This window comes from Lentilactobacillus parafarraginis DSM 18390 = JCM 14109 (genome assembly GCF_001435895.1).
Classification (GTDB): domain Bacteria; phylum Bacillota; class Bacilli; order Lactobacillales; family Lactobacillaceae; genus Lentilactobacillus; species Lentilactobacillus parafarraginis.
This window is the reverse complement of record NZ_AZFZ01000007.1, coordinates 17,165-35,033: the sequence shown is the minus strand read 5'-3', so window position 1 is coordinate 35,033 and position 17,869 is coordinate 17,165. Positions and strand designations below refer to the sequence as shown.

Here is a 17,869-nt window from a genome sequence, read left to right as displayed (position 1 = left end):
GAAGAATTTTTGATTTGGTTACGGTTTTGAAACCCATTTTTCAATGCTTTACAAATTCTTCAGAAAAATTTAATCTTTATTTTATGTTAGAATAAAACTATTAAGCTTAAACATTCAAGAGGATAAAAGATGAAAAATTGGTTTACAAATCGAAGCGGTGAATTGCCACCGTTTGTTCATAATCGACGGTTACGTCGCATTATGATGTTTATTGCGCTTATTGTGATTTATGGGATTGTGATTTCATTTTTATATAATATTTTCGCGTCAATTGCGCTGATCATCATCAGTGTGGTTGGTTTAATTTACACCATTGTCATGATGAATGAAATGAGTTCGGATACCAACCGCTACATTTCTGACTTATCATACCGAATTCATCGTGGTGAGCAGGAAACCCTGCTGGAGATGCCCATTGGGGTGATGATTTTAAATGATCAAAACGTCATTGAGTGGACCAACCCCTTCTTGACCAAGTATTTTAAGGATGAAAATATTTTGGGCAAGCGCATTGAGGATGTTGATCACGATCTGCAGCAGTTGATTATGAAGTATGGTGAATCAGACGAATTTCACACGGTCACTTGGCGAGACCACAAATTCACGATGTTAGTGCAGAGCGAGTACAACTCCGTTTACCTACTGGATATTACCCGGTACGCTAATTTGGAGGAACGTTATGAAGACGAGCAGATTTCTGTTGGCCAAATTTTCCTGGATAATTATGATGAAATTACCCAATCAATGACCGATCAGGAAATCTCTAATTTGAGTAACTATGTCACCAACGAACTGGCAACCTGGTCCAAGAAGTATGGGATGTATCTCAAGCAGATTGATGATGACCACTTCTTCCTGTTGGCCTACGCCAAATCATTAGCGGCAATCGAAAATGATAAATTTAACATTCTTGATATTGTTCGTGAGAGTACGTCGAAACAGAACTTCCCATTGACACTGAGTATTGGGATTTCTTATGGCGAAGATGATTTGAATAGTTTGGCTGACCAGGCCCAAAGCAATCTGGATCTAGCGCTTGGCCGAGGTGGCGATCAGGTTGTTGTGAAGTCTTTGGATGGTACCGCGCGTTTTTATGGCGGTAAAACCAACCCAATGGAGAAGCGGACTCGGGTGCGGGCTCGGATGATCTCCCAAGCGTTAAATGAACTGATGGGGGATGCCGACCAGATTTTCGTTCAGGGGCACACCCGACCAGATATGGATTCATTGGGAGCCTGCATGGGGATTCGCCGGATTGCCCAGATGAATAACAAGAAATGCTGGATTGTGCTGGATAAGGAACAGGTTCATTCGGATATTCAACGGCTGCTGGAAGCGGCTAAGAAATATCCGGAAATTAGTGATGCGATTATTACGCCATCGGAGGCACTTTCCAAAGTAACCGATAACAGTTTATTGATCATGGTGGATCATTCCAAACCATCAATTAGTATTTCCACTGATCTATATAACCGGATGACCCAAAAAGTCGTCATTATCGATCATCACCGGCGTGGCGAAGAATTTCCCGAAAACCCAATGTTGGTATATATTGAACCCTACGCCTCTTCAACTTGTGAGTTGATTACTGAAATGTTTGAGTATCAGCCGCATGAAGAGGAACCAATTAACCGGATTGAAGCGACGGCTATGCTGACGGGGATCTTCATTGATACCCAGTCATTCTCAATGCGAACCGGTACGCGGACATTTGACGCTGCCAGTTATCTGCGTTCTGCAGGAGCTGACTCAACTGAGATGCAACAACTAATGAAGGAAAATATCGATAATTATCTCCAGCGGAACCATTTGATTTCGATGGTTGAGTTCTTCCATAAGGATATGGCGCTTATTGTGGGCGAAGATGATCGGGTTTATGATCCGGTTACGGCAGCGCAAGCCTGTGACTCATTGCTGACAATGTCGGGAGTTGACGCGTCATTTATTATTACCAAACGCGCCGATGGACAGATTGGGGTTTCGGCCCGCAGTACCGGATCGATTAACGTTCAAATCATTATGGAACGTATGGGAGGCGGCGGTCACCTTTCCAGTGGGGCAACGCAGCTTAAGGACAAGTCGATTGAGGAAGTTAAGCAATTACTGCTTGAAACGATTGACTATATCGATGATAATGAGTAAAGAGAAAATAAATTTTGAGGATAGTAGGAGTGATCTGTTGTGAAAATAATTTTTCTGGAAGACGTCCGTGGTAAAGGTAAACGTGGCGAAGTTAAAGAAGTTCCCGATGGCTATGCTCAAAACTTTCTAATTAAAAATGGCAAGGCCAAGGCAGCGACTCGGCAAGCAATGAGCCAGTTAAAGGGCCAGCAGCGCGCCGAAAAGAAACGTGAAGAAGAAGAGGTTGACGAGGCCAAAGCCGTCAAGACGAAGCTTGAGGACGACAAGACCGTTGTTGAACTGACGGCTAAAGCTGGGACTGATGGGCGCTTGTTTGGATCAATTCCAAGTAAGCAGATCGCCTCTGCGCTTGAAAAGCAGTATGGCATTAAGATCGACAAACGAAAGATTGAGCTGAATGAACCAATTAAAGTTGCCGGTTACACGAATGTTCCGGTGAAACTGCATACTGAAGTTAGTGCCCGAATTCGGGTTCACGTTTCAGAAAAGTAGTGTTACGGTTCGCACGGGTTGGTTAATGAAAATGCCAACAATGCTGGAACCTGCTCAATCAGGATTAGAGATAGTGAAGTCAGTAGGCTGGAGGCAAAGGATTTGTCGTATTTTGTGTCCGGTCTCTTTTTGTAGATGTTTGATTCAATTTTGGATGATGCTAAACCTAGTTTTAAGAATAAAATGGTGACCAATTAATGAACAATGATGTAATGAATCAGGTGCCACCACAGAACGTTGAGGCTGAAAAAGCGGTTCTTGGATCAATTTTTCTGAGTACCGACGCCTTGATTGATGCGATGGAATACCTTGATCCGGATGATTTTTACAAGCGTGCCAACCAAATTGTGTTCCAGGCAATGGTTGAATTAAACGATAATGACCAGGCCGTGGATGGCATTACGGTAACGGATGCGCTGAAGAATCAAAATAATTTAGAAAATGTTGGCGGCTATCAATACATTGCCGAGTTGGCCAATGCCGTGCCAACGGCCGCTAACGTGACGTATTACGCCAAGATCGTCAAGGATAAGGCAATCCTTCGGCGACTCATCCAAACCGCCACAAACATCGTTACAGACAGTTATAATACCGATGACGATGTCACAACGGTACTGGACAACGCTGAACGGGATATTATGAACGTTGCCGAAGACCGGAACCAATCTGGTTTCAAGCCAATTAAGGATGTTTTAAACACTGCGTTCAATAAGATTGATGAGCTGTCACAGGAAGGCGAAACGGTTACCGGACTTTCTACCGGTTATCCGGAGCTGGATAAGATCACGACCGGGTTGCATGAAGACGAACTGGTCATTTTGGCTGCCCGGCCTGCCGTTGGTAAAACGGCGTTTGCTTTGAACTTGGCCCAGAACGTCGGGACAAAAACTGACAAGACCGTTGCCATTTTTAGTTTGGAAATGAGTGCTGAATCATTGGTTGACCGGATGCTTTGTTCGGAAGGCAGTATCAATGCTAACCACTTGCGAACCGGTCAATTAACTGAAGATGAGTGGCAGAATTTGGTTGTTGCCATGGGCAGTCTGTCCCGCGCCAATGTTTTCATTGACGATACTGCGGGCATTAAGATGTCTGAAATTCGGGCTAAGTGCCGACGGTTAGCCAAGGAATCCGGTAACTTGGGATTGATCGTGATTGATTACCTTCAGTTAATTGAAGGCGGTCATCAGGAAAACCGGCAACAGGAAGTTTCTTATATTTCACGACAGCTTAAAAAGCTTGCTAAAGAGCTTCATGTGCCGGTTATTTCGCTGTCGCAGCTGTCGCGGGGCGTTGAGCAGCGTCAGGACAAGCGGCCGGTGCTGTCAGATATTCGGGAATCCGGTTCAATTGAGCAGGATGCCGATATTGTGGCCTTCCTTTATCGAGATGACTATTATCGGGATGAAGACGGCGATGACGATGATGACAATCAGGGTGCTGATGATGAGAATGATGTCGGCGAAGTTGAAGTCATTATCGAAAAGAACCGATCGGGCCCCCGAGGAACGGTTAAATTGTTATTTGTGAAATCGTATAATAAATTTTCATCGATTTCGTATGCGCAAGAGGGCAGTAAGTAACTAAATCAGGCAAATAATTGCAAAAATAGACCCAGTTTGAAAGGCCGATGGACCAGCCATCAGTTTTCGAACTGGGTCTATTGTGAATCCGCGTGGAAACTTATTTTCACGAAAAAAATAACAACCACGGCCTATTAAGCAGCATGATTGTTATTTAGTGGTTTATGTAATATAGTGGGCAGTCAGGGGCTCGAACCCTGGACCCACGGATTAAGAGTCCGTTGCTCTACCAACTGAGCTAACTGCCCATATCATCTAACCGACTTAAATATAATACCATGTGGGAAAAAATTTTGCAACCAGAATTCGAAAAATTCTCGGTGGCCGAGAAGAGGGTCTCATTTTTCGGTTGGGTTGGGACGGACTGACAAATTATGTTCACCCGCCCACAGTCCTGCAGCTAAGTAACCTTCCCCCAAATCGAAACCCGCGATTTTGGTGAAGCTTTCTTAGCTTTCAGACTGTCCCGGGCGGATTCACACACTGTGTTATAATAATATCGTGTTGATGTGTGTAAATTTTTGAAACAAAAACAATATTAAAATCCATGTTAGGAGATACTTGAATGGCTAAAAAGATATTGGTTGTAGACGATGAAAAACCGATCGTCGACATAGAGAAATTTAATCTTACTAAAGAAGGTTATGAAGTCTTCGTTGCCTATGATGGCGAAGAAGCAATTAAACAAGTAAATGAAGTTGATCCAGATCTCATCATTTTGGATCTGATGTTACCTAAAATTGATGGTCTCGAGGTTGCTCGAGAAGTTCGGAAAACAAAGGATACCCCAATTATCATGGTAACCGCTAAGGACTCTGAACTTGATAAGGTTCTGGGGCTTGAATTGGGTGCCGATGATTACGTTACCAAGCCGTTTTCAAATCGTGAATTGGTTGCCCGAGTTAAAGCTAATCTGCGCCGTCAGGGCACTTCCAGTGGTAATACCAATGAAGGTGATGAAAATAAGGACATCAAGATCGGTGACCTGGTTATTCATCCCGAGGCATACTCAGTGTCCAAGCGTGGTGAGAACATTGAATTAACCCACCGAGAATTTGAACTGCTTCATTATTTGGCCCAGCACATCGGCCAAGTGATGACTCGGGAACACCTTTTACAAACCGTTTGGGGATATGACTACTTCGGCGATGTTCGGACCGTTGATGTCACGGTCCGGCGCTTGCGTGAAAAGGTTGAGGATAGCCCAAGTCACCCAACTTGGCTGGTCACCCGTCGTGGGGTCGGCTACTACTTGAGAAATCCTGAAAGTGATCAGCAGTAATTAAAAATGCTAAGAATGTAAGGGGTATTAACTGGTTGTGAATAACCGAATCAAATTTTACCAATCAATCAAGTTTAAAATAGCGCTGGTTTTCGCCCTCGTACTGCTGCTGACGTTGGAAATCGTTGGGGCGGTATTTGTGAGGCAATTGGAACACCAAAACCTCTCAGCTTTCACCAATCAGGTTCAGCTGCAGTCTTACGTGAAAAACTCACTGACAACTGAACTGAACCGGTCAAATAAAACCCTGGCAAATCGCCGGATTAAAACGATTTTGAACGATTCCGATACTGGCAATACGGCCCAAATTCAGGTTATTGATAACAAAGGGACCATTCGTGGAACCAATCAGGTTAATAATCAGGCCGTTGTGGGTCAAAAAACAACTGATAATGACGTTAAAAACGTGATTTACAGTGGGCATAAAGTCGAAAAGAACACCTATGATTCGTCGAGTAATACCCGTTACTATACGCTGGTATCGCCCCTAATTAAGAGTTCTGGGAATAACAGTACCCTGGTTGGCGTCATTTATACCAAGGCAAATCTGGATCCCGTCTATCAAAATATTAATAGTATCACCGTCATTTACCTGTTTGCGGCTTCAATTGCGATTATTTTGGGGCTCTTGATTTCGATTGTGATTTCCAGGGCGATTACCCGGCCAATTGAAGAAATGAAAAAGCAAACCATGCGAATTGCCCGTGGGGACTATTCCGGCCAGGTTCACGTTTATGGAAACGATGAATTGGGCCAGTTAGCCAGTGCGGTTAATAACCTGTCTGTCAGAGTTGAGGAATCTCACGAGTCCACTGAATCAGAGCGACGCCGTTTGGATTCCGTTTTAGCTAATATGACTGACGGGGTTTTGGCAACCGATCGGCGCGGAAACGTGATTATCATTAACGAAACGGCGGCTAGTTTTCTGGACATGGACGAAAACCAGGCAATGGGCAAATCGATTTTAGACGTGTTAGATATTCGCAAAGACTATAGTCTGCGTGATTTGCTTGAAAAACCAGATGAATTGATTTTGGATTTTTCAAGTGATGATCACAGTCTGATTTTGCACGCCCATTTTTCTCTCATTCAACGGGAATCCGGCTTTATTAGCGGCCTGGTTTGCGTTCTGCGGGATATTACCGAACAACAGCGAATTGATGCTGATCGTAAACAGTTCGTTTCCAACGTTTCTCATGAGTTGCGGACACCGCTAACCAGTGTGCGTTCCTATATTGAAGCTTTGCACGACGGGGCCTGGAAAGATCCGAAGTTGGCGCCTAAGTTCTTAAAAGTGACTCAGGATGAAACCGACCGAATGATCCGAATGATCAACGATTTGCTGACACTGTCGCGAATGGATTCCGGTACCCAGAAGATGGATGTCGAACTGGTCAATATCAATGAACTGTTTAACTATGTTCTCAATCGATTTGATATGATCCTGAAGAAAGATGAACACCCCGCCAAAATGTACACCATTAAGCGCTACTTCACGAAACGCGATCTGTGGGTCGATTTGGACACCGACCGCTTCACCCAGGTGCTCGATAATTTAATGAATAACGCGATTAAATATTCTCCAGATGGCGGTGTGATCACCTGCCGCCTGTACGAAACCCGAAATAAGGTCATTTTAAGCATCAGTGACCAGGGATTGGGAATTCCGCGTAAGGACATTCCCCACATCTTTGACCGGTTCTATCGGGTTGATAAGGCCCGTTCACGGCAACAGGGCGGTAGTGGTCTCGGTCTGGCAATTTCCAAGGAAGTCGTTGAAGCCCTTCACGGTCAATTATGGGCCGAAAGTGTTGAGGGGAAGGGTTCCACCTTTTACATTGCCCTGCCTTATGAGCCGTTAGGAGAGGAGGACTTATGGGATGAGGTTTAGTAAATATATCATACCAATCGCGCTGACCATCGCCGTTATCGTAAGTCTGACGCTCTCGGTGGTGATTTGGACGAATCCAGCGAACTATAAAAACCGGCAAAATTCCACCCAAACAACCCAAACACAAGCGGTTACGAAGCCTAAACGGTACGTTTATTCGCCGACACAGGCAATTCACACTGACGAGTCGGGTAACCAAGTGATTTTGGTGAATCGCTTGGCCAATTCGGTTGCTGAAGTTCAAAAAACAATGCGCGGGTACCAAAACGTGAGTTTAAAAACATTAAGCACCAAGTCTGAAGATAAGTATTTCCAAATCGCAAACCGGCCAAACTCAATCATGTTGAGTTATGGCAGTCCGGTTTCGATGAAAATTGTTAATGAGATTACAAATAAGAAATTCAAAAAGCTTCCAAACCATTCGGTGACGAGAATTGTCTTGCCAACCGATGATTCCTCGAAGCTGTATTTGTTGAACGATCAAAACTTTGCCGTTTATCAGGTCAATGTGAAGAAGCACAGTCTCAAGGCCTTAAACGACGTGCTTAAGATGAATTTTCGGCGGGTGCCGGCTTCCATTCAGTTGTTAAATGGGCGGCCAATGGTTTACGTGAGAAATCAGCTTCAGCTTCAGCCCTACAAGTATTTGATTGATCGCCAATCTGAAGACTATTACGTCAGTCGATTGTTAAATAATCGTGAATCGCAAAGCAGCACAACGGTTAAGCGCCGGAAGAATTTAGTCACTTACAGCGAACAAAATAATTTACAGTTGGCGTTTGATTCGAAAACCAGAATGGGAACGTTCTCTGATTTCAGAACAAATAAGGATCAGCGAAACGTGACTTCCGTGCTGAATGATTCGTACAACCAGTTAGTTGACTTGGGGTTATCGCTGGACAGTGTGCGGTTCTTCAACTACGATACCAGCACCAGAACGGTGATGTACCGGACGTTTGTTGAAGGATTTCCAATTTTCCGCCAAAATGGATTTGGCACGATTTCATCGCAAATCCTCAACTCCAGTGCAAAGCGATTGAAATTTACGCTGGATAATCCGGAAGTGCCAATTCCAACTGATCAAAGCTACCGGACGCTTCCGGCGACTGAAACCGTGATTCGCCGCCTAGTTGCTCACGGATACCAACAGAAAGCCATTAAACAGCTGCAATTAGGATATGGTTGGCGGCGGGATAAGTCGTCTCAATTGCTGATTAACCTAATTCCTGACTGGTACGTTAACTATCAGGGACACTGGCGCAGTTACTCCTTAATGATTAACCAATACTAATGTGAAAGGAGGGGAGTCGCGTGAACTTTAAACGAATTGAGATCATTTTCCTGGTAACATTTATCGCCATTGATATTTTTCTGTTTGGAATGTTTGAACAGAATATGAGCATGCAAACCGAGAACGTTTCTCAGGGCGATTCGGATTCCAAGATCGTCAAAGAAATGAAGGACGATCAGATTAACGTTGGCAGCCTCTCAAATAAGACCAGTTTTGCCTACTACCTATCTGGTACCCAAAACGATACGTTACGCAGTCAGATGGGCCAATTATTAAACCAGACTCCCCACTACGTTGGCCACGAACTGGATAGCGAGTTTAAGGAACCCGTGACGGTTAGTCAGAACAACCCACAGTCGTCCATTGCCAAATTAATGGATAATCCTACCTTTGTCCTCTATGGCGATCAATACGCCTACAGCAAGGATTTATCAACTGCTAAGAGCATTGTATTCGTCCAGAAGGCTATGAATGGGTTGATTTATTCCACCGAGGCGCAGGTCCGGTTTAACCTGAATGCGAACCACCAGATTGTGAGTTACACCCAATCCTATTTGCAGGATGTTAAGAGCTTACGAGAAAAATCCGAGACAATTTCGGAAACTCGTGCTTTAATATGGTTATACCAATACAACGAAATTCCTAATAATACCAAGGTTGTCTGGTCGAAATTAGCGTACACGAAGCTGTTATCGATTGATACAGACCGGGTCTTTATTCCAACCTGGGTCATTGCGATTAAGCCGCAAAACTCGCCTCAGGTACAGTTGAAGAAGATTAATGCATTTACCGGTGGCATTATTAAAGAAACAAATGAAAACTTGAAGAACGCACAAAGTATATCTGGAGATAATTAATGTTGGAAAGAAGAAGCACTATGGAAACTGACGATATGAAAATTAGCGTGCTGGCCAGCGGAAGTACTGGCAACGTTACATATATCGAGACACCGCAACATAAGGTCTTATTGGATGCTGGGTTAAGCGGCAAGAAAATTGCCAATCTAATGAAATCGATTGGCCGGGACATTAACGACGTTGATTCGTTGTTGGTGACCCATGAACATTCCGATCATCGCCAAAGCGTTGGCGTTTTAGCCCGGAAATATAACCTGAACGTATACGCGAATCAGGGAACTTGGGACGCAATGCGTTCGCGAATTGGTAAGGTTCCCGAAGATGAAATCAATATTTTCCCGCCAGATACGGTAATGGACTTCGGCGATTTGGATATTGAAAGCTTTTCAGTGTCGCATGACGCAGCGGAGCCGCAATTTTACGTGTTTCATCATAACAACAAGTCATTTGTGGTCCTCACAGATACCGGTTACGTTTCTGATCGCATGGAAGGCGTCATTAAGGACGCTGATGGCTATCTGTTAGAGTGTAATCACGACATTGAAATGCTTGAGAATGGTGAGTATTCGTGGCCGTTAAAACAACGGATTCTTGGTGATCAGGGGCATTTGTCCAACGAGGACGGTGCCAATACGATGTTGGATGTTATCGGCCACCGCACCAAGAAAGTCTTTTTGGGACATCGGAGCCAGCACAATAATATGAAGTCGCTGTGTCATTTAACCGTTGCTTCAATTCTTGCTGACCATGATTTAGGCGTCGGTTCGGACTTTAAGTTGTACGATACTGAACCGGAAACTGCTTCGCCTTTAATGATTATTTAGATTTCCTTTAGAATTTTATAACTTTGTGGTCACACTTTTTTCAAGAAAATAGGATAAAATAACAATAAGAAAGAGAAGGGGGAACACCAATGGCACAAAATAATGGTTTTGGAAAAATTATTGTCACCGCACTTGTCGCTGGCGCACTGGGCGGCGGTATTACGTATGGTGGGATGTCATACTTTAATAGCAGCAATGATAACGGAACCGGCACGTCGCTCGTTTCCACGAACAAGAACGGCAATACCAAGATCAGTAATGTTAAAGTGAACCTCAACACGCAGGCCGAAAAAGCCTTTAACGCAACTAAAAATTCCGTTGTTTCCGTTATTAACTTACAGCGGGAAAGTTCAAGTGATGACAGTTTGGCCGGAATTCTTGGCCAGATCCAGGGACGTTCATCGAGCAGTTCAAACTCCAAGAGTGGTGAGCTGGAAGCTTCCAGTGAGGGTTCCGGGGTCATTTATAAGAAGAGCGGCAACACCGCTTATATCGTGACGAACAACCACGTGGTCTCTGGTGCCAATGCGCTGGAAATTATTCTCAGTGATGGGTCAAAGGCTTCCGCGAAGGTTGTCGGTAAAGATTCAGTAACTGATTTGGCTGTTTTGAAAATTACTTCCAATAAGGTAAAGAGCGTTGCCGAGTTTGGCGATTCTGATAACATCAAGGTTGCCGAACCAGTGCTGGCAATTGGATCACCACTTGGTTCGCAGTACGCGACTTCCGTTACCCAAGGCATTATTTCTGCTAAGAAGCGGGAAGTACCGCAAACCTCTGAGTCTGGAGCTCAAGTTGGTAACGCAACCGTTATTCAAACTGACGCGGCCATTAACCCCGGAAATTCTGGTGGCCCATTGATTAATTTTGCCGGTCAAGTGGTCGGCATTAACTCCATGAAGCTGGCTCAGGATCAACAGGGAACAAGTGTTGAAGGAATGGGCTTTGCAATTCCAAGTAACGAAGTTGTGACGATTATTAACCAACTCATCAAGAATGGTCAGGTTACTCGCCCAGCGCTTGGAATTGGCTATACAGATCTTTCCAACGTTTCCGAAGACCAGCAGCAATCAATTTTGAAACTGCCGAAGAGCGTTACTCAAGGGGCAGTGGTTCTTAAGGTGAATGCTGGTTCGCCAGCTCAAAAGGCCGGTTTGAAGAAGTATGATGTGATCACCGAATTAGATGGCACGAAGATTACTCAGCAGAGCCAGTTGCGAGATATCTTATATAAACACCAGATTGGCGATAAGATCTCAGTTACCTATTATCAGAAGGGAACTAAGAAGACTGGCACGATTACGTTAAGTCAAAAAGCAACGAATAAAGTGTTAAGCGAAGCAACGAAATAACGATTAGACCCGGTGGTGAACTTGATTCATCATCGGGTTTATTTGTTTAATTACTTGGTAATCGAACAATTTATGATTATTTTTACAATTGACCGTTGGGTTTCCGAACAGTCAGTGGGTTAAATCAGTGATTTAAGGGTGAACTTGGTCAAAAAACCGAACTTCTACTAGATGATTTGATAGAAAATTCAGTAGTAACAAAAAACAATCAATTTTGTCCACAAAGAACCTGTGGATAAACCTGTGGATAGTCCACAGGCCAGAAGTGAAATACTGGTAAATGAACGTTTGAAAGTTATCGACAAAACGCAAAAGTTATCCACAGAGGCTGGGGATAACTTTTTTTCAATAAAAAATTAGATTTGTTCGGCTCATAAAAGGCTGATATAATAGGGTTTACGAATGTAATTTGCGAACACGTGTTGTCCACAGTTTTGTGGATAACTAAAATCAGGCTTGACATATTTCAAAAAAATGCGGGGGCACTAATCCACAGGAAAAGTTATCAACCTGTGGATAACTATGTTGATAACTTGTTTATAACCCGCCCTTTTTACACAGCAAACCATCATGAGGAGATTTAGTCAGTGAATATTAAGCTAGTTGTCGTGGGAAAATTAAAGGAAAAGTATTTTAAACAGGGAATTGCGGAATACGCGAAGCGGTTATCGCGGTTTTGTAAGTTCCAGATTGTCGAGGTTCCGGATGAGAAAGCCCCTGAGTCATTGAGTCAGGCTGAAATGGATGAGGTGATGGATAAGGAAGGTTCGCGAATTCTCGATAAAATTAAGGATCGCGAGTATGTTTACGCCCTTGCGATCCTGGGAAATGAGCGATCGTCTGAGCAGTTTGCCAAGGAAATTGCTGATTTAACAACCTATGGTCATTCAGACATTACGTTTGTGATCGGGGGGTCGCTAGGACTATCCAAGCACGTATTGGATCGCGCCGACACCCAGATTTCGTTTGGGAAATTTACGCTTCCCCACCAACTCATGCGATTGGTTCTGACAGAACAGATTTACCGAGCCTTCATGATTAATGAGGGCAGTCCGTATCATAAATGAACGCTGGGTTTGATTGGAAAGGAAACGATATGGCAATCAGCGATGACATTTTTGCGGCAATTCAGGCTGACCCCCAGAACGAAATCTTTACTAAACATGGGATTCAGCCGCTCTATCATATTGAGCCCACCGCTAAAATTCTCATTATTAGTCAGGCACCCAGCCGGAAAGCTCAGGAATCGATGGTTTTCTGGAATGATCCGAGTGGCGATCGGCTTCGGGAGTGGATGGGCGTTACAAAGGCTGAATTTTACCACGCTGGCAAGATCGCCGTCATGCCGCTGGACTTTTATTATCCCGGTAAGGGGGCTCACGGGGATCTGCCGCCGCGCAAAGGGTTTGCGGAAAAGTGGCATAAACCGTTATTGCAGTTGATGCCCCAAGTTGAGGTGAAATTGCTTATCGGGCAGTACGCCCAAAAATATTACCTGGGTAAACGATGCCGGAAGAACCTAACGGAAACCGTGCGGCATTTTGATGATTATCTGCCGGATTATTTTCCCCTCGTCCATCCCTCACCCCTCAACTATGGGTGGATGAAGCGCCACGGCTGGTTTAAAAATGAAGTGGTGCCCGAATTACAGAAACGGGTTCGGAGGGGTCTATCGGATTAGTTGAACGAAGAATCGCGTTCCCCTTGCTTTTCTCCACTATTTAAGACATAATTAACTTGTCAAAATCGAATACTGTCTGGGGTGCCGCTTGCGGCTGAGATATACCCATTGAACCTGATGCAGTTCGTACTGTCGGAGGAAGACGATAATCAAGTAACTATTTTATGTAGCTATGACGATTTAAAGGAAATCCTTTCTCTGGTTATTCAGGGAAAGGATTTTTTGTCGGTTCACAGATGATTCCCTTTTGAAATATGTTGATGTTAATCATCGATTCACGAAAGGAAGAGTTACATTGAAGAAGAAATTTCATTTGCAAGATGTGATTTTAATCGCGTTAATTGCGATTGCGTTTGGGGCTATTTTTGTGGGAACTGATTGGATTTATAACGCGCTTTACCTTGTCATTGGGCCGTTCGCCAATGAAGCACTGTTTGGTCTTTGGATTATGGCCGGACCACTGGCAGCATACCTCATTCGGGTTCCCGGTGCCGCAATCGTTGGTGAAACCTTGGGAGCCGCTGCCGAAGTCTTATTTGGGGGGACGTTTGGCGCCGCCGCATTAATTTCTGGCCTGGTTCAGGGCTTTGGTAGTGAAATTGGGTTTGCGTTTTGGCGTTACCGTAACTGGGGCTGGGGTAGTTTGTTAACTTCAGCGGTTACCACGACCATCGTTGCCTTTGGTTACGAATTATTCCGGTTGGGTTACGTGAAGTACTCATTTCCAATGATTTTGGCATTGTTTTCGGTTCGGTTGATTTCGGATCTGTTCTTCGGGGCCGTATTAGTTAAGATGATTTTTGCCCTGGTTGAACGGTCATCAGTTTTGCATTTTGATGTTCAAAAGTAAATTGTGATTGATTAAGTCAAATGTCTGGGGTGCCGCTTGCGGCTGAGATCATACCCATTGAACCTGACACAGTTTGGACTGTCGGAGGAAGACAACGCGCGGAAACCATTTCCGTGGGTCACCTTCCTCTGATGTTGTTTGGAGGAAGGATTTTTTATGGAATACGCATTGGTTATTACAAATGGTCATATTGCGACACCGGACGGGGTGATTGACGCTGATCTGGCGATTCAAGACGAAAAAATTGCGGCGATCGGCCACAATTTAGCCGCTCATAGCGATCAGGTGCTGGACGCAAAGGGACAGATGGTTTTACCAGGAATGGTGGACTCCCACGTTCATATCAACGAACCGGGAAGAAGCGACTGGGAAGATTATCACACGGGTTCCCAAGCGCTGGCTGCCGGCGGGACCACCACGATGCTGGTGATGCCACTGAATGCGTTACCCGCCCGGACGACAGAAAAAGAATTCAAACGACAGGCAAAAATTGCTGAAAACAAATCCTACGTTGATTACGGTCTGTATGGTGGATTGGTTCCGGGAAACGTTGACGAAATTCAGAAGATGGCTGATGCGGGTGCCATGGGATTTAAAACCTTTATGGCAACGACTGGATCAGACATTCCAGGGGACTTTAAAAACGTTGACGATTACCAGCTGTTTAGGGGGATGCAGGCCATTGCCCAGACAGGATTGCCAATCTTAGTCCACGCGGAAAATGCCGCGATTACGGATGGGCTGGCTGCCGAAAAAATCGCTGCGGGGAAAACTGACATTAAGGATTATGTCGATTCACGGCCACCATTTGTGGAATTTGAAGCGGTCCGGCGGGCAATTTACTTTGCCAAGCAGACCAATGTCCGACTGCACTTTGTTCATTTATCGACACCTGAATCGGTAGCCGAAGTGACGAAGGCTCGCGAAGCCGGGTTGCAGGTCACTTGTGAAACTTGTCCGCACTATCTGATTCTAGATCGCGATCAATTTGAAAAGATTGGGCCGCTTGCCAAGTGTTCGCCGGCTTTACGAGATCCCGCCATCGTTAAAGGGCTTTGGAAAAAACTATTTAACGGTGAAATTGACACCATCGGGTCTGACCACTCACCGGCCCCAATGAGTATGAAACGGAGTCAAACGAATAATATTTTTGATATTTGGGGCGGCATCAGCGGGTGTCAGAATAACGTCGATTTGTTCTACGATGAAGCGGTCACCAAACGTGGATTGCCGATAACGGAATTCGTGAAGGTAACCGCCCAGCGACCAGCTGAACTGTTCGGACTTGCGAATAAGGGCAGACTGCAGGTTGGCTATGACGCCGATATTACCTTGCTGGATCTGAACCAATCCTACACAGTTAAGGCTGATGATTTATATTACAAGAACAAAATTAGCGCTTATGAAGGCTTTAAAGTCAATGATCGGGTCACGACCACGCTTCTGCGAGGGCACGTGATTTATCGGCTTGATCATGGCTTTATTGATAAGCCTAGTGGGCACTTGCTGACTAAGAAGTTTTCGGGAGTGTTGCAGCGATGAATTCGTCAAAGGATTTGGCCATTTCACCTGATCTAAGGCCGCGAACCGAATCGCAGCGCCACGTTGGTCAGTTGTCGTACATGGCAATGTGGCTGGGCGATGGGTTCAATATTGGCAATGTGACCCTGGGATCATCGATTGTGATTGCCGGGGTTGCCACGATGAACCTCTTGCAAACCATGGCGGCTGCCGGTTTAGCGATTGCGATTATTACCGTTATTTTCGTGTTAAATGATCACTTTGGCTATTACACTGGTTCACCTTACGTTATTCAGTTGCGAATGACGTTTGGGATCTTAGGATCGAAATTGGCCAGTTTATTGCGGGGGATTCCCGCAATTGTTTGGTACGGCTTTCAGACTTGGACCGGCGGGTTGGCCCTCAACCAAATTTTCAAGTTGGCGACCGGGTATGATAATCCGCCGACTTTCTTCGTCATTCTGCTGATTGTACAGACGCTGATTTCAATTCGCGGTTTTCGCTGGATTAAGGTGGTATCGACCTGGATTTCCCTGCTTATGGCGATTCTTTTGGTGACAACGCTGATTTACTTAATTACCCAGCGTAGCGCCGCCTTTACAAGTCGAATGGTCAACGTTAGGGGAACTTGGGGAGTCACTTTCTGGGGATTTGTCGTGGCGTTTCTCGGGAACTACACCGCGATTTTCGAGTCTGCGGCTGACTATTCACGTGAGTTGAAGGTTGGATTATCAAATAAGCGGCGGGCGGCATTGTACTTTCTGCCAATCTTTCTGGCATACGGCATTACGGTCCTGACAGGCTCACTGTTGGCGGTTGTTACCCGGATCTCCAGTCCAGTTCACGCGATGGCCATCCTGTTTAATAATAATTTGGCAACGGTGATTGTGTCCATTTTTATCGTTCTGGGAACGATCACGACCAATTTAGTTGCTAACATCATTCCACCGACGTATGTGTTAAACGCCTGGTTTAATATTTCAGAACGGAAATCCTTGGTGATTGTTGCCCTGCTGGCTTGCTTGAGTTTTCCGTGGTTGTTGGTTCAGGACAGTTCATCCATGGGACTGACAATTTTCATTAAAACTTACTCGGCATTCTTGGGACCGATGACTGCCATTGTGCTTAACGAGTACTATGTTCGTCGCCACAAGCAAGTGGATGTCGCTAACCTCTATGACAGTCAGAAAACGACCACGGCTATTCAACCGGTCATTGCCTTGTTTGTCGGTGCGGGGATCGCGTTGGCCGGCGTGAACCTGAGTTGGCCGATTGGCTTTGTGACCTCTTGGCTGGTACTGTGGTTGTCAGGATATGATCGTAAGACGACGGAATAGTATTTTAATTTTACCAATCAAAAAGACTGAATAAATTGATCTGTCCTCCCAGGTTAAAGTCAAAACTTTAGCTTGGGGGGACACCTCAAATTCAGTCTTTTTTAGGTTCCAGAGTTTTGAAATTATGCTTCAACGTCGGCCAAACAAATTTATCAGCCGTTTGAATAATCAGGCCATTAAATAGAATTGAAAAAATCGTCCCAACGTTGACGGCGAGCAGATTACCCGTGACGGCAAAGGCAATGATAATGGCTGCAATCGGTGGGATAAAGTCGATTAATTGAGCGGCCACCGCATTTTCGTGCAGGTAGAAGAATCGCAAAATATTGGTGGTGTCATCGTTAGGATGCATTAAGATGTTAGCGCGCTGATAAAGCGAAATGGCCACGCAGAAGAAAATGATGCCAACGCATGATAAAATTGCCCGCATGATGATTGGCAGGTGACCAATCCCGACCGCGTTAAAACCGGCGACAAATAAATTCACAAAATAGCTGAAGAATAGGACGTAGCAAATTTCCCCCACGAACCGCGGCCAATCCCAGTGTTTAATCAGAACTTGGTTGGTAACGGTGTTTAAAAAACCGATGATGAATAATATAAACCCAATGTTAACGTTAAACCAGTGACTATAATTGACGGCTGAGGCAGTCCAAACGGCACTTCCCATGTTGGCTGAGACGGTCAACGCGTTTCCAAACGCGTTAAGAATCAGTCCGGAAATTAACCCGATCCAGCGTTGTTTCTTTGTGTTTTGGATGGTCAG

At 44.9% G+C, this 17,869-nt stretch carries 15 protein-coding genes, 1 tRNA gene and 2 riboswitches; of the genes, 14 read left to right on the top strand and 2 right to left on the bottom strand.

Features of this window, described 5'->3' with window-relative positions:
• Window positions 1-129 precede the first annotated feature (129 nt).
• From FD47_RS02985 to dnaB, 3 genes are all read left to right on the top strand, one after another.
• Entirely contained in the window at window positions 130-2,142 is a 2,013-nt protein-coding gene (locus tag FD47_RS02985) for a DHH family phosphoesterase (RefSeq protein ID WP_171034994.1), read from the top strand.
• 39 nt (window positions 2,143-2,181) lie between these two features.
• Window positions 2,182-2,634, top strand: a complete 453-nt coding sequence (gene rplI / locus FD47_RS02980; RefSeq protein ID WP_008213064.1) for a 50S ribosomal protein L9 — start codon at window positions 2,182-2,184, stop codon at window positions 2,632-2,634.
• 197 nt (window positions 2,635-2,831) lie between these two features.
• The gene (gene dnaB, locus FD47_RS02975; RefSeq protein WP_008213062.1) at window positions 2,832-4,217 is read left to right on the top strand and encodes a replicative DNA helicase; all 1,386 of its coding nucleotides are present in this window, start codon (window positions 2,832-2,834) and stop codon (window positions 4,215-4,217) included.
• A gap of 175 nt (window positions 4,218-4,392) precedes the next feature.
• Here the strand turns inward: dnaB and FD47_RS02970 are convergent.
• Window positions 4,393-4,465, bottom strand: a tRNA-Lys gene (locus tag FD47_RS02970).
• A gap of 317 nt (window positions 4,466-4,782) precedes the next feature.
• Between FD47_RS02970 and yycF the strand changes: the two genes are divergently transcribed.
• From yycF to FD47_RS02915, 11 genes are all read left to right on the top strand, one after another.
• The gene (yycF, locus tag FD47_RS02965; RefSeq protein ID WP_008213061.1) at window positions 4,783-5,499 is read left to right on the top strand and encodes a response regulator YycF; all 717 of its coding nucleotides are present in this window, start codon (window positions 4,783-4,785) and stop codon (window positions 5,497-5,499) included.
• Between the two features lie 37 nt (window positions 5,500-5,536).
• Window positions 5,537-7,390: a cell wall metabolism sensor histidine kinase WalK gene (walK, locus tag FD47_RS02960; protein WP_054732880.1), complete on the top strand. Its 1,854-nt coding sequence runs from the start codon at window positions 5,537-5,539 to the stop codon at window positions 7,388-7,390.
• Window positions 7,380-8,681: a YycH family regulatory protein gene (locus FD47_RS02955; protein ID WP_054732884.1), complete on the top strand. Its 1,302-nt coding sequence runs from the start codon at window positions 7,380-7,382 to the stop codon at window positions 8,679-8,681. The genes walK and FD47_RS02955 overlap by 11 nt, the downstream gene beginning before the upstream one ends.
• 20 nt (window positions 8,682-8,701) lie before the next feature.
• Window positions 8,702-9,538, top strand: coding sequence for a two-component system regulatory protein YycI (locus tag FD47_RS02950; RefSeq protein WP_171035025.1), 837 nt, complete (start codon window positions 8,702-8,704; stop codon window positions 9,536-9,538).
• 20 nt (window positions 9,539-9,558) lie between these two features.
• A complete protein-coding gene (locus tag FD47_RS02945) occupies window positions 9,559-10,362 on the top strand; it encodes an MBL fold metallo-hydrolase (RefSeq protein ID WP_171035027.1) in 804 nt (267 codons plus the stop codon).
• 89 nt (window positions 10,363-10,451) lie between these two features.
• Entirely contained in the window at window positions 10,452-11,714 is a 1,263-nt protein-coding gene (locus FD47_RS02940; protein ID WP_008213052.1) for a S1C family serine protease, read from the top strand.
• A 587-nt stretch (window positions 11,715-12,301) separates the two neighbouring features.
• On the top strand, window positions 12,302-12,781 hold the full coding sequence (gene rlmH / locus FD47_RS02935) for a 23S rRNA (pseudouridine(1915)-N(3))-methyltransferase RlmH (protein WP_054732887.1): 480 nt from the start codon (window positions 12,302-12,304) through the stop codon (window positions 12,779-12,781).
• 29 nt (window positions 12,782-12,810) lie between these two features.
• Window positions 12,811-13,395 carry a uracil-DNA glycosylase family protein gene (locus FD47_RS02930; RefSeq protein ID WP_056980036.1) on the top strand — a complete coding sequence of 195 codons (585 nt, stop codon included), beginning with the start codon at window positions 12,811-12,813 and terminating at the stop codon, window positions 13,393-13,395.
• Between the two features lie 67 nt (window positions 13,396-13,462).
• Window positions 13,463-13,553, top strand: a riboswitch (TPP riboswitch).
• Between the two features lie 137 nt (window positions 13,554-13,690).
• Window positions 13,691-14,245 (top strand): ECF transporter S component, encoded by a 555-nt coding sequence (locus tag FD47_RS02925; protein WP_054732889.1) that lies wholly within the window; start codon window positions 13,691-13,693, stop codon window positions 14,243-14,245.
• 15 nt (window positions 14,246-14,260) lie between these two features.
• Window positions 14,261-14,352, top strand: a riboswitch (TPP riboswitch).
• A 49-nt stretch (window positions 14,353-14,401) separates the two neighbouring features.
• Window positions 14,402-15,787, top strand: coding sequence for an allantoinase AllB (gene allB / locus FD47_RS02920; protein WP_056980027.1), 1,386 nt, complete (start codon window positions 14,402-14,404; stop codon window positions 15,785-15,787).
• A complete protein-coding gene (locus FD47_RS02915; protein WP_054732893.1) occupies window positions 15,784-17,103 on the top strand; it encodes an NCS1 family transporter in 1,320 nt (439 codons plus the stop codon). Before allB ends, FD47_RS02915 begins: the two co-directional genes overlap by 4 nt.
• A 91-nt stretch (window positions 17,104-17,194) precedes the next feature.
• Here the strand turns inward: FD47_RS02915 and FD47_RS02910 are convergent, their stop codons facing one another.
• The gene (locus tag FD47_RS02910; RefSeq protein ID WP_054732895.1) at window positions 17,195-17,836 is read right to left on the bottom strand and encodes a DUF6198 family protein; all 642 of its coding nucleotides are present in this window, start codon (window positions 17,834-17,836) and stop codon (window positions 17,195-17,197) included.
• Window positions 17,837-17,869 lie beyond the last annotated feature (33 nt).

Bases quoted from the DNA above. Each gene is read 5' to 3' on its own strand.
- FD47_RS02945 (WP_171035027.1), top strand. From the start codon at position 9,559: ATGGAAACTGACGATATGAAAATTAGCGTGCTGGCCAGCGGAAGTACT.
- allB (WP_056980027.1), top strand. From the start codon at position 14,402: ATGGAATACGCATTGGTTATTACAAATGGTCATATTGCGACACCGGAC.
- FD47_RS02940 (WP_008213052.1), top strand. From the start codon at position 10,452: ATGGCACAAAATAATGGTTTTGGAAAAATTATTGTCACCGCACTTGTC.
- FD47_RS02915 (WP_054732893.1), top strand. From the start codon at position 15,784: ATGAATTCGTCAAAGGATTTGGCCATTTCACCTGATCTAAGGCCGCGA.
- FD47_RS02930 (WP_056980036.1), top strand. From the start codon at position 12,811: ATGGCAATCAGCGATGACATTTTTGCGGCAATTCAGGCTGACCCCCAG.
- yycF (WP_008213061.1), top strand. From the start codon at position 4,783: ATGGCTAAAAAGATATTGGTTGTAGACGATGAAAAACCGATCGTCGAC.
- FD47_RS02955 (WP_054732884.1), top strand. From the start codon at position 7,380: ATGAGGTTTAGTAAATATATCATACCAATCGCGCTGACCATCGCCGTT.
- FD47_RS02985 (WP_171034994.1), top strand. From the start codon at position 130: ATGAAAAATTGGTTTACAAATCGAAGCGGTGAATTGCCACCGTTTGTT.
- dnaB (WP_008213062.1), top strand. From the start codon at position 2,832: ATGAACAATGATGTAATGAATCAGGTGCCACCACAGAACGTTGAGGCT.